Origin of the sequence: Pseudomonas sp. TH31 (genome assembly GCF_016650815.1) — a bacterium.
GTDB lineage: Bacteria > Pseudomonadota > Gammaproteobacteria > Pseudomonadales > Pseudomonadaceae > Aquipseudomonas.
In genome coordinates, this window is the sequence record NZ_JAEKEZ010000016.1 from 23,703 (window position 1) to 36,552 (window position 12,850).

Here is a 12,850-nt window from a genome sequence, read left to right on the forward strand (position 1 = left end):
CTAGAGCTCCGCGTACATCCGGCCCGGTTGAACAACCCTTGCGGGTCCAGTTGCGCCTTGAGTTGCCGGTGGTAGCGCAGCAGCGCCGGGGCCAGCGGCTGGAACGGCGTTTCACTGGCGCCGTGACTGAAACAGGTGGCATGGCCGCTCAGTTCCTGGGCCAGCGACTGGATGTCGCGGGCCTCGGATTTCAACCAGCGTTGTGCGCCGGCCCAGTCGATCAGTTGCTCGCCGGGCAGCGACAAAGGCCCAAGGTTGTTGGGCAGGGACAGTCGCCACAGCGGCAGGCCTTCATCAAAAAAGGCTAACCGTTGCTCGTTCAATTCAGCCCAATAACAAGCGTCCAGCGGCTCGCCGCCGAGTCGTTGATGGGCCGCCGTCACCGAACCTTCGCCCCCTCAAGCCGCAGATACAAACGCTGACCGTCGTGACTCGCGGCGCTGATCGGCAACGGTTGCTGGCCCCATTCGGCGAGTTTGACCAGGGCGCGGGCGCTGTCGATTTCCAGGCTGATGCTCAAGCATTGCCGGGGCTTTGGCAGCACTTTGAGCGAGATTTCCGTCAGCACGCCAAGGCAGCCGTAACTGCCCACCAGCAAGCGCGACACGTCATACCCGGCGACGTTTTTCATTACTTCACCGCCGAAGCGCAGGTGTTTACCGAGGCTGGTGATCACTCGCGTGCCGAGGACAAAATCGCGCACCGAACCCGACCACGGTCGCCGTGGCCCGGACAATCCCGCCGCGATCATCCCGCCAACCGTCGCGCCTTCGCCGAATGACGGCGGCTCGCAGGGCAACATTTGCCCGGCGGCGTCGAGCGCAGCCAACAGTTCACTCAGCGGCGTGCCGGCGCGAACACTGACCACCAGTTCCGTCGGGTCGTAGCTGACAATGCCGCGATGGGCGCGGGTGTCGAGCACTTCCCCGGCCACCTCGCGGCCGAGAAATGCCTTGCTGTTGCTGCCCTGGATCCGCAGCGGCGTGGCGTTCTCCGGGCCTGATTGACCTGCGCCAGCAACGCCTCGCTGGCATCGAATTCGAGCATCAAAAGCGCTCCAGTTCGGGGAACGGCAGTTGCCCGGCGTGAATGTGCATCGCGCCGAATTCGGCACAGCGGTGCAGGGTCGGGATGTTCTTGCCGGGGTTGAGCAGGCCTTGCGGGTCGAACGCGGCTTTCACCGCGTGAAACAGGGTCAGTTCGTCGCTGTTGAACTGCGCGCACATTTGATTGATTTTCTCCCGGCCGACGCCGTGTTCGCCGGTGATGCTGCCGCCGACCTTCACGCACAACTCGAGGATCTGCCCGCCCAATGCTTCAGCCCGGGCCAGTTCGCCGGGCTGGTTGGCGTCGAACAGGATCAGCGGATGCATGTTGCCGTCGCCGGCGTGGAATACGTTGGCGACCCGCAAGCCGTATTCGGCGGCGAGGCGCGCGATGCCTTCCAGTACGCCGGGCAGTTCGCGGCGGGGGATGGTGCCGTCCATGCAGTAGTAATCCGGCGACAGGCGACCGATGGCCGGGAAGGCATTTTTGCGTCCGGCCCAGAAGCGCACGCGTTCGGCTTCGTCCGGGCCTGGCGCACTTCGCTGGCGCCGGCCTGTTGCATGACGTCGCGCACCCGCCGGCAGTCGTCGTGGACGTCGGCTTCGACGCCGTCCAGTTCGCACAGCAAAATCGCCTCGGCGTCCACCGGGTAGCCGGCGTGGATGAAATCCTCGGCAGCGCGAATCGCCAGGTTGTCCATCATCTCCAGGCCTGCGGGGATGATCCCGGCGGCGATGATCTCGGCCACGGCGCGGCCGGCCTTTTCCACTGAATCGAAACTGGCCAGCAAAACCTTGGCGACCTGGGCTTTGGGCAGCAGTTTGACCGTGACTTCGGTGACAATCCCCAGTAAACCTTCAGAACCGGTGAACAGCGCCAGCAGGTCGAAACCCGGTGAATCGAGGGCTTCAGAGCCCAATGTCAGGCGTTCGCCTTCGACGGTGAGCACTTCCAGTTTCAGCAAGTTGTGCACGGTCAGGCCGTACTTGAGGCAATGCACGCCGCCAGCGTTTTCCGCGACGTTGCCACCGATGGAACAGGCGATTTGTGAGGACGGGTCGGGCGCGTAATACAAACCGAACGGCGCGGCAGCCTGGGAGATCGCGAGGTTCCGCACACCGGGCTGGACCCTTGCGGTGCGGGCGGCGGGGTCGATGTGCAGGATGTTGTTGAAGCGCGCCATCACCAGCAACACGCCTTTTTCCAGCGGCAAGGCACCGCCGGACAGCCCGGTGCCGGCGCCTCTGGCTACTACCGGCACTTGCTCGGCGTGACAGATTTCGAGCAGCTTTTGCACTTGTTCCAGGCGCCGGGGCAGGGCCACCAGCATTGGCATGGTGCGGTAGGCCGAGAGGCCGTCGCATTCGTAGGGCTTGAGTTCTTCTTCGCGCCAGAGCAGGTCGAGGTCGGGGACTTGCTGGTGCAGCCGGTTGAGCAGGGCGGCCTTGTCCACGTTTGGCAGAACGCCGTCGATGCGCTCGTCGTACAGGATGTTCACTGTCGCGGTCCCAGAAAATCCCGATACAACCGCGCTGCCCTGGTCGGTTGCTCGACCATCGGCATATGGCCAATCCCTTCCCAGATGTCCACCCGCAAATTGGCAATGCCCTTGCTCCACACCGCCACGCTGCTGACATCGATCAACCGATCCTTGCGCCCCCACAGCAGCAGTGCCGGGCATTTGATGTCGGCGAGTTTCGGCTCCATCGGCGGGCTGGCGCGAAAGTCCTGGAAGATTTCGGCCAACTCGTCGCGACGTTGTTCATAGCGCTGGGCGACGGCGTCCAGCACCACGCCGGGCACCCAGGGCGGGTTGGCCATGGTCATGGCGTAGAACTGCTGGAATTCTTCCTTGGTGTGAATCAGAAACGGGTTGTGGCCCTTGGACAGTTGACGCTCCAGGTCGCTGACTTCCGGGGCGCTGACGCCCGCGGGGTCGATCAGCGCCACCGAGATAATCCGTTCGGGGTAGGTGGCGGCCAGCCATGCCGCGATGTAGCCGCCCATCGAGTTGCCGATCACGTGCACCTTCTCGACGCCGCACACGTCCAGCAACTGGATCATCCGCTTGGCCTGCAGGGCGATGTCGTAGCCGCCACCGGCCTTGAAGCCGGTTTCACCATGGCCGGCGAGGTCGGGGATGATCACCCGGTAGTCACCGACAAAATGCCGGGCAAAGCGCAGCCAGAGGTTTTTGTCGGCGCTGTAGCCGTGCAGCATCAGTATCCCGCTGGTGGCTTCATACGGCCCGCCTTGCCAGGTCGAGACGGTCATCTCGCTGATCGGCACGACGATTTTGTGCAGCCGATACAGCTTGGCCTCCAGCGCCATGCTCAAGTCATACAGCCAGTGGCCGATGGCCGGGTAGCTCAACCAGCTCCAGGCCACGAAAACCGCGATTGCGACAACCAGCACAAGCATCAGGCATTTCCTTCTACGTGATCAGGACAGTATGTGGTCGGCGGGTTTCAACGCCCGGGTCAAGCGGTGATAGCTGAAACTGAACCCCGGAAACATGGCGATCACATGACCGCTCCTGCTTTGATACCAACTGTGGCAGCCCCCGGACTTCCACACCGTGCGTTCCATTTCCCGGTGGATCATTTCAGTGTAGGTACGTTCTGCTTCGGGGCGCACTTCAATGCTGCGCAGACCCCGTTCTTTTAGTGTTTGGATGCAACCGAGGATGTAATTCATCTGGGATTCGATGATGAACAGCGCCGAAGTGTGGCCAATGCCGGTGTTGGGGCCGATGACGATAAACAGGTTGGGAAAGTCCGGCAGGCTGGTGCCCAGATAGGCCCGTGGGTACTGGGCCCAAACGTCCTTCAGTTGCCTGCCGTTCCTGCCGGTGACCGGGTAGGAAATGACCCCGTCGGTGGCGTCGTAGCCGGTGGACCAGACGATGAGATCGACGTCGATGTGCTGGCCGTCCAACGTGTTGATGCCGGTTTCGTCGAGGGACGCGATGCCTTGTTCGCGGCTGTGCAGCGTCACGTTCGGCCGACCCAGCGCCGGGTACAGGGTGCTGGAAACCACCACCCGCTTGCAGCCGATGGTGAAATCCGGGGTCAACTTGCGGCGTAATTCGGGGTCAGGCACCTGGCGTTCAAGGAAGCGCAGGGCATGTTGTTGAACCAGACGAATCGCCGGGTTGGAATATTTGAAGGCGATCACCCGGGTTTCGAATTGCCAGTAGATCATCCAGCGCAGCAGCTTGTAGGCCGGTTTCAGCCCCAGCAACCAACGCTGAAATGTGCCGAACGTTCGGTCGGCGCGGGGCAGCACCCAATGGGCCGAGCGCTGGAACACGTGCAGGTGTCCGACGTCCTTGGCAATCGCCGGGATCACCTGGGCCGCACTGGCGCCGCTGCCGACGATGGCGACCCGTTTACCGCTGTAGTCGTAGGAATGATCCCAGTTGTTGGTGTGAAAGGTTTTGCCCTCAAAGCGTTCTCGGCCTTCGACGCGTGGGACTACCGGCTGGCTCAGCGGACCGGTGGCATTGATCAGGAACTGCGCGTAGAACGTGCCTTTGCTGGCGGTGTGCACCGCCCAGCGTTTGCCAGCTTCGTCCCATTCGATGCCCTCGACATTGGCTTCCAGCTCCACTTTGTCGCGCAAGCCGAAGTGCTCCACCACGTACTGGGTATAGCGCTGCAGTTCGGCCTGTTCGGCAAACATCTGCGTCCACTGGTACGGCGCAAAGGACAGCGAATACAGCGGCGAGGGCACGTCGACGGCCGCACCGGGGTAGGTGTTCTGGCACCAGGTGCCGCCGAAAAAGTCTCGCCGTTCCAGCAGGCGAAAATCGCTGATCCCGGCCTTGAGCAAATTGATCGCCGCGCATTGGCCGCCAAAACCGCTGCCGATGATCAACACTTCAAAGGTCTGCATGGGCCTCCTCTTTGCCGTTGTTTATCAAATCCTCCCATCATGTATAGCCAATCTTTCGCTGTTGCAGGAGCAAGGCTTGCCCGCGAAGAACGATGACGCGGTATACCTTGATAGACCGAGTTATCGTTCTTCGCGAGCAAGCTTTGCTCCTACACAGATAGCAGGCTATTCACCGCCAGTCGGTGATGGCTATTTGAGGTTGCCCTGATAGACTCCTTTCACACCCGCAACCCCCGGTGTAATCAGATTTCGTCAGGTGGCAGAGGCCTCTATGGCAAAAACGGGAGGAAAGGGACTTTCACTGGCCAGGAGGCTCTATACATCGCGAACCCTGGGTTTGGCCCTCGGGTTGTTGTGCGTCAGTGCGGCGATGTACCCGCTCGACCCGGCGCCCTGGGTTTGGGGGATGATGCTGCTCAATGCCATCCTCTGGCCGCATCTGGCTTACCAATGGGCCCGCCGCGCCACCACTCCTTACCACGCCGAACACCGTAATCTGCTGGTGGACGCCTTTCTCGGCGGCTTCTGGGTCGCGGCCATGCAGTTCAATCCATTGCCCAGCGCGACCACCATTTCCATGATGGCGATGAACAACGTGGCCATCGGCGGCTTGCGTTTTCTGTTGGCCGGCAGCGTGGCGCAAATCCTCGGGATCGGCGCCGGATTTTTGATTTTCACCCCCGCGTTCATCCCGCAAACCAGTCCATTGCAGCTGTATGCCTGCTTGCCATTGATGTGCCTGTACCCTCTGGCTCTCGGCTGGATCTGCTTTCGCCAGGCCCATGTCCTGGGCCTGCAAAAACGTGAACTGCTGGCCCTGAGCCGCACTGACAGCCTCACCGGTTTGTTGAACCACGGCGCCTGGAAGGATCAACTGGAAGTCGAACTCCGGCGTTGTCAGCGACAGAACCAGGGCGGGGCGATTGCGCTGATCGACATCGACCACTTCAAAACCATCAACGACACCTACGGCCACGTCGCCGGGGACATTGTCCTGCGGCAGTTGAGCAAAATGCTCAAGCAAAACCTGCGGGCAGCGGATGTTGCCGGGCGTTACGGTGGCGATGAATTCTGCGTGATCCTCCCGGACTTGCCGCTCAACAGCGCCGCCGCCGCGATGGATGCGTTGCGCGATCGCTTTGCGACGTTGGGCTATGAGCAAAACCCGGCGCTGACCGTCAGCCTGAGCATTGGCCTGGCCGCCTTCAACCCGACGCACACCGACGCGACACTGTGGCTCAACGACGCCGACGAGGCGCTTTATGAAGCCAAGACCACCGGGCGCAACCGCGTTATCTGCTGCAGTGACGGCAAGCCCCGTCGTGAGATGCTGGATTCGGTTTGACTGATTCACAGCAAATCCCTGTGGGAGCGGGCTTGCTCGCGAAAGCGGTGTGTCAGTCGACATCAATGCTGGATATCAGGGCCCCTTCGCGAGCAAGCCCGCTCCCACATTTGACCGGGGCTGAACACAAAATCTGTGTAGCACTCAGTTCCTTGTGGGAGCGAGCCTGCTCGCGATAGCCGAACCTCGGTCCAAAGCCGAACGCTCAGTGTCGCATCCGGTATAGAGCCTTGCGCTGCAGTCAGGTAGGGTGTTTTTCACCCCCGACACGAAACAAGGATTGATTCATGACGTTCAAACGCTCTCGCTCCCCACTGGCCACCAGCCTCGCCCTGACCCTCGCTCTGGGTGCTTTCGCCCCCGCAGCCTTCGCCGAACCCCACAAGCAAGTCCTTGCCGACTCCGAGCAATACAAGGCTGATGCCCTGAAGCTGCTGGAGAAACTGGTCAACATCGACTCAGGCTCCGGCTATGAACCTGGCTTGACCCAGGTCCGCGAGATTGCGGTCGAGGAGCTGAAAAAACTCGGCTTCAGCATCGAACTGGTGCCGAACACCCCGGATAAAAGCAGCCATGTGATCGCCACGCTCAAAGGCACCGGCAAGGCAAAAATCCTGTTGATGGCGCACATGGACACTGTGTTCAAGGAAGGCTCGGCCGCCGAACGTCCGTTCCACATCAAGGACGGTCGCGCCTACGGGCCGGGCGTGATGGATGACAAGGGCGGCATCGTTGCCGGAATCTATGCGCTCAAAGTCCTGAAAAACCTCGATTTCAAGGACTACGCCCAGATCACCTTTTTGCTCGATGCCAGCGAAGAAACCGGCTCTGAGGTCGCCACCGACCTGATCAAGAAAACCGCCAGGGCCCACGACGTGACCCTCAACCTCGAACCGGGTCGCGCGGCCGATGGCCTGGTGGTGTGGCGCAAAGGCAGCGCCACGGCGGTGGTCGAAGTGAAGGGCAAGGCCGCCCATGCCGGCGTCGCGCCGGAGCAGGGCCGTAATGCCGCGATGGAAGCGGCGCACCAGATTTTGCAACTGGGCAAACTGGGTGACGAAGATAAAAAACCACCATCAACTTCACCGTGATCAAGGCCGGCGACCGCACCAACGTGATCCCGGACCAAGCCACCGCCAAGGCCGACGTGCGCGCGGCGGTACCGGAGGAATTTGACCGGATCGAGAAGGACCTGGCACGGGTCTCCCAGAACAAATTGATCGCGGATACCGAAGTTACCACCACACTGCAGCGCGGCTTGCCGCCGATGCCGCAGACGAAAGAGTCGGATCGCCTGATGGCCATGGCCCAGGGGATTTACGGGGAGATTGGCCGCAAGTTGACCGAAGAAGGCAGTGGCGGGGCGGCGGATGCCAGCCTCTCGGCCGGTGTCGGGACGCCGACGCTGGATGGGTTCGGGATTGTCGGCGGCGGTATTCATACACCAGAGGAATACGCAGAGGTCGAGAGCGTAACGCCGCGGATTTATCTGTTGTCGCGGATGATTATGGAGTTGGCCAAGCAGTAAGCCACTGCATTCCCCAAGTGGACGCAGGTCCCTGTGGCGAGGGGCAGCCCCTCGTCACAGAGGTTTACAGCTGTGGTTTAGCGGTGTTTCGGCCGGTATCTGCGAGCAGGCTCGCTCCCACATTTGTCCTGTGTTGATCACGAGATGTGTGTTCAACAACGATCCACTGTGGGAGCGAGCCTGCTCGCGAAGGTGTCCTGTCAGCTCACAACGTCATACCCGCGGAACCATCACTCCTTGACGCGCATAAACTCTTCCGCCCAGCGGATGTAATCCTCAGGCTGCGTATAGGTATGCGTCAGCTCGGTCGCGCTCAAATCCGAGGCCTGGGTAAAGATCTGCCGCTGTTCACGCAAGCTGTCGTATGTTGCCTTGATCGCCGCAAAGTACGCGCCATGGCCGTCGATGGTGACCCGCACGCCCAGTTCCGCCAGGCGTTTGTCGTCGCGCAGCGCCGGGTTACCGTAGGTGACCAGCATCAGCGGCACGCTCAGGTGCTCGGCGATTTTTTCCAGTTGGTCGAAGTCCTGGACGCCGACCATGCAAATCCCGTCGGCCCCGGCGTTCTGGTATTGCCGGGTGCGGCTAATGATTTCCTGGATCGGCAGGATCCCCGCATTGGTGCGGGCGATGATCGCCATTTCCTTGTCGACCCGGGCTTCCAGCGCTGCGCGAATCTTGCCGACACCTTCAGCAACGCCGATCAAATCGGTGGATTTGCGGCCGAATTGGGCCGGCAACAGGGTGTCTTCGATGGTCAAGGCGGCGATGCCGGCGCGTTCGAGTTCGACGATGGTGCGCATCACGTTCAGGGCGTTGCCGTAGCCGTGGTCGGCGTCGGCGATGACCGGCAGTTGGGCCACGCGGCCAATGCGGGTGGCCTGTTCAGCGAATTCGCTGAGGGTGATCAGGGCGAAATCCGGGGCGCCCAGTACCTGCAACGAGGCGACCGAACCACCGAGAATCCCGACTTCAAAACCCAGGTCTGCGGCGATACGCGCCGACATCGGGTCGAACACCGAGGCGGTGTGGTAACAGGTGTCAGAGGCCAGCAATTGGCGAAAGTTACGGCGCAAATCTTGATGAGAAAGCCTGGACATATAAGTTCCACCACTGCATTGGAATGGAAGGGCTTGAGCAAAAGTGTCAACGCCGAAGGAACAAAAGGCTATCACGCGGGCGGGGTCAGGAGGATGACGAATTTGTCGGGGAAGGACGCCGGGTCAAAAGATTGCAGTCTTCGCTATTCGGACGCCGTTCACCTTGTAGCAGCTGCCGAAGGCTGCGTTCGAGTGTGCAGCGCTCGCAATCCGGTGTGCACCAATGATCGGGAAAACACGATGTAGGGTTGTCATGAAGTCTTGGATGGCGGTTTTGGCAGCTACTTCGTCCGAACGCAGGCTTCGCCAACTGCTACAGAGGAGGTCGGTTTCAACCCTCAAGCGGCCACCGCCTGCTGCGCCTGATTCAACAACGGCACCGCCCGCACCGAATTCCCCGGTTGCAACTGCAAACGCTTGGCGGTCAGGCGGTCGACGATCAGGCTGTTGCCCACCAGCCGCGCCTTGGCGGTGGTGATGCGGCAGTTTTCCATGCGTTGGTTGTGGATCAGCCACGCCGGGGCCTGTTCGTCCGGGGTGCCAATGCCCAGCACCAGCGGCTGGCTGTCGCGCACGGTGCGGATTTTCGACACTTGGGCTTCAATCACCGGCCCGCCGTCAAAGATGTCGATGTAGTCCTTGTGGGCAAAACCCTCGGCATTGAGGATCTTCAGCGCCGTTTGCGTGTTCGGGTGCGCCTTGCCGATGACTGCCTGAGCCTGTTCGGTGAGCAGGCAGGTGTACAGCGGTTGGCGTGGCATCAGTTCGGCGATGAACGACTTGTTGCCCAGCCCCGACAGATGATCGGCGTGGCTGAAATCCATCTTGAAAAAGTGCCGGCCCAGACTGTCCCAGAACGGTGAACAGCCCTGTTCATCGGCACTGCCGCGCAGTTCGGCGATGAGCTTGTCGCCAAACAGTTGCGGGAACTCGGCGACGAACAGCAGCCGTCCCAGCGACAGCAACCGCCCGTTGTTGCCGTAGCGCTGATCGGGGCGCAGGAACAGCGAGCAGAGTTGCGATTGGCCGGTCATTTCGTTGTTCAGGAACAAGGTCGGAATCTGTCGCTGGATGCCCAGGTCCGGCGCCGAACTGACTGTCAGCCCGACCCGGTAGTTGTACCAGGGCTCGCGCATGCCGACAGCCCCCGTCACGGCACTGACCCCGACCACGCGCTGATCGTCGTCCTCCAGCACAAACAGGTAATCGGCGTCGGCACGTTCGACCTGTTCGGCGAAGGTCCGTTGGGACCAGCGCACACGGTGGGCCAGGCGATCTTCGTTCGCCGGCAGGGTGGTGAACCCGGGCCGGCCTGTTGCACCAGCGTCAGCAAGGCGGGCAGGTCGGTGATGTGAACCGGACGGACAATCATGATGCAGCTCCTTTGGCGCGCGTGCTCGGGCGCTGTCGTTGGGCACGGGGCCAGGTGATCCTCACAGGGCGATCAGCCGGATCGGGCTGCCGTCGGTGACGTTCAGGGCGGCGCACAGGTCGGCGCTCAAGCCCACCGGCTGTCCGGCGGTGTAGTCCAGTTCGGTGATGAGGGCCCGGTAATCCTTGAGCGACTCGTTGCTCACCAGGTAACTGCCCCGGGCGTCGATGGTCTCGACGGGCTGCGCGGTGCCGGTGTGGCTGTGGGCAATAGAGCGAATGTTCGCGGTACGCGCATAAAGCGTCGGGCCACCGTCGAACAGGTCGATGTAGCTGTTGGTTTCAAAGCCTTCGCGCTCCAGGATGTCGAACGCTTCCTGGCCGTCGGGGTGAATCCGGCCAATGCACGCTTGCGCTGCTTCAGGCAGCATCGGCACGTAGATCGGGTATTGCGGCATCAGTTCGGCGAGGAAGGTCCGGCTCTCCAGGCCACAGAGCCGCTCGGCCTCGACGTAAGGCAGGTCAAAAAAGTGTTTGCCCAGGGCATCCCAGAACGGCGACTGGCCCTGATCGTCGCTGTACCCGACGATTTCGGTGATCACCGCTTCGGAAAAACGCGCTGGGTGAGCCGCGATAAACTGCAGCCGGGCCCGTGACAGCAGCTCGGAAAAGGGCGTGCGCACCAGTGCGGCGTCAATGTGAAAGCCGCGCAGCAAGGTGTGGCCGCTGAGGTCGTGGCACAACGACAGCGCCGGCACGCCGTGCTCGATGTTCAGCTCCCGGAGGTGCTGGTGAAGTGGCGGTTGCGCAGGCTGTAGAACGGCTCGCTGAAACCGGCGGTGGCGAGGATTTCCGAGCAGCCGGTCAGACGCTGGCTGGCCAGGTCTTCGAGGACGAAAAAGTAGTTCTCCGGGCCGTTGCCTTGCACGTCTTTGTCGAACGAGGCGCAGGAGTCGAGAATTTTCTCGCGCAGGCGTTCGCTGTCGTCCGGCAGGGACGTGACGCCCACCAGGCTGTCGCGGGCCAGTTGTTGCAACTGGGGCAGGTCGGTTAACTCGACCGGGCGTAAGACCAGCATGGATGTACTCCTGTATCAAAGGGTTCGGCGGTTTGCCGTCGAACCTGACTATCACTGTCGGTGTCCACGCGTTAAAGCAGCGGTCGCCTGATTTGTTGTCAGACGCCGCCCTTTTTATTGTCAGACGTTGCTCGGGTCCGGCAGCGACGTGCTGGTCCCCAGCTTGTTCAGGAAGAACAAATAGACCACACCCAGGGCGATCCAGATCAAACCGAGTTTTTGTGCATCGACGCCCATGTTGTACATGATGGCTGCGACGATGATGAAGCCGACCACCGGGCAGAGCAGGTGACGGATCACCTGGCCGGACTTCTGCCGGCGCCAGTAGTAATTGATCACGGTCAGGTGCAGCAGCATGAAGCCGCTCAACGCACCGAAGTTCACCAGGGAGGTGAGGGTGTCCACCGCGTTGATGAACAGGTAGCAGATCACCAGCGACAACACGGCCACCAGGTAAATGCTGATGTAGGGCGTGTTGTATTTTGGATGGACCTTGGCCAGCACTTTCGGCAGTTTGCCGTCCCGCGCCATGCCAAATAGCAGCCGCGACACCGCTGCTTGCGAGGTAATGGCCACCGCCACGCCCCAGGCCAATGCCGTGGCCACGCCGGTGAGGGTCGCCAGCCAGCTGCCCGCGGCAATTTCAGCGATTTCATAAAACGCGGTGTCGGCGGACTTGAAGCCCATGCCGGCAGCCAGGTCGGTGGCGATCCAGGTCTGCACCACGAAGATCACGCCCATCACCACCAGGGTAATCAGTGCAGCCTTGCCAACACTGCGGCCCGGGTCCTCTTTGATCTCTTCGGCGAGGGTGGAAATCGCATCGAAGCCAAGGAACGACAGCACTGCAATCGACACCGCTTGCATCAGCAGGGCGAAGTTGAATGTTTCGGGGTTGTACAGCGGCGCCAGCGTCAGCTCACCGTGACCGCCGCCGTTGTGCAGGGCATTCCAGGCGTAGAACAGGAAGATCCCCAGCACCACCAGTTGCGCGAGCAGAAAGACGATGTTCATCCGTGCGGTGAAGGTGATGCCCCGCAGGTTCACAAACGTCGCGCTGACCAGGAACGCCAGGATGAAACCGACTTTCGGAATGTCCGGGTACAAGTGATTCAGCGCCATCGCCGCGTAGACGTACAGCAGTGGCGGGATCAGCAGGTAATCAAGCAGCATCAACCAGCCGGCAATAAAGCCGACATGTTGATTCAAGCCCCGTTGTGCGTAGGAATACACCGAGCCGGCAATCGGAAAAGCCCGGGCCATGCTGCCGTAGCTCAGGGCGGTGAACAGCATCGCCACCATGCCGATAATGTAGGCCAACGGTACCATCCCCGGCGCCTCGGCATTGACGTAGCCATACACACCGAACGGGGCGATGGGGATCATGAAGATCATCCCGTACACCACCAGATCCGTCAGCGTCAGGCTACGTTTCAACTCCTGCTTGTAGCCGAATTCTTCTATTTCCATGAAGCGTCTCTCCT

At 61.3% G+C, this 12,850-nt stretch carries 5 protein-coding genes and 5 pseudogenes; 2 read left to right on the forward strand and 8 right to left on the reverse strand.

Annotated elements, in window-relative coordinates; genetic code table 11:
* The 4 genes and pseudogenes from glcE to JFV26_RS13930 all read right to left on the reverse strand — a co-directional run bounded on the left by glcE (position 1) and on the right by JFV26_RS13930 (position 4,944).
* Positions 1 to 1,047: pseudogene (glcE, locus tag JFV26_RS13915) on the reverse strand (glycolate oxidase subunit GlcE).
* Positions 1,047 to 2,545: pseudogene (gene glcD, locus JFV26_RS13920) on the reverse strand (glycolate oxidase subunit GlcD). The pseudogenes glcE and glcD overlap by 1 nt, the downstream one beginning before the upstream one ends.
* On the reverse strand, positions 2,542 to 3,468 hold the full coding sequence (locus JFV26_RS13925) for an alpha/beta fold hydrolase (protein ID WP_201193194.1): 927 nt from the start codon (positions 3,466 to 3,468) through the stop codon (positions 2,542 to 2,544). The pseudogene glcD and the gene JFV26_RS13925 overlap by 4 nt, the downstream one beginning before the upstream one ends.
* A 21-nt stretch (positions 3,469 to 3,489) precedes the next feature.
* Positions 3,490 to 4,944, reverse strand: coding sequence for a flavin-containing monooxygenase (locus JFV26_RS13930; protein WP_201193196.1), 1,455 nt, complete (start codon positions 4,942 to 4,944; stop codon positions 3,490 to 3,492).
* Positions 4,945 to 5,215: 271 nt separating this feature from the next.
* On the opposite strand from JFV26_RS13930, the gene JFV26_RS13935 reads away from it, so the two are divergent.
* Entirely contained in the window at positions 5,216 to 6,289 is a 1,074-nt protein-coding gene (locus JFV26_RS13935) for a diguanylate cyclase (RefSeq protein WP_201193198.1), read from the forward strand.
* 287 nt (positions 6,290 to 6,576) lie between these two features.
* Positions 6,577 to 7,817, forward strand: a pseudogene (locus JFV26_RS13940) (M20/M25/M40 family metallo-hydrolase).
* Between the two features lie 230 nt (positions 7,818 to 8,047).
* Here the strand turns inward: JFV26_RS13940 and JFV26_RS13945 are convergent.
* The 4 genes and pseudogenes from JFV26_RS13945 to JFV26_RS13960 form a co-directional block, all read right to left on the reverse strand.
* On the reverse strand, positions 8,048 to 8,917 hold the full coding sequence (locus JFV26_RS13945; protein WP_201193200.1) for an isocitrate lyase/PEP mutase family protein: 870 nt from the start codon (positions 8,915 to 8,917) through the stop codon (positions 8,048 to 8,050).
* A gap of 338 nt (positions 8,918 to 9,255) precedes the next feature.
* A pseudogene (gene astA, locus JFV26_RS13950) lies at positions 9,256 to 10,289 on the reverse strand (arginine N-succinyltransferase).
* A gap of 61 nt (positions 10,290 to 10,350) precedes the next feature.
* A pseudogene (locus tag JFV26_RS13955) lies at positions 10,351 to 11,366 on the reverse strand (arginine N-succinyltransferase).
* 120 nt (positions 11,367 to 11,486) lie between these two features.
* On the reverse strand, positions 11,487 to 12,836 hold the full coding sequence (locus tag JFV26_RS13960; protein WP_201193202.1) for an APC family permease: 1,350 nt from the start codon (positions 12,834 to 12,836) through the stop codon (positions 11,487 to 11,489).
* Positions 12,837 to 12,850 lie beyond the last annotated feature (14 nt).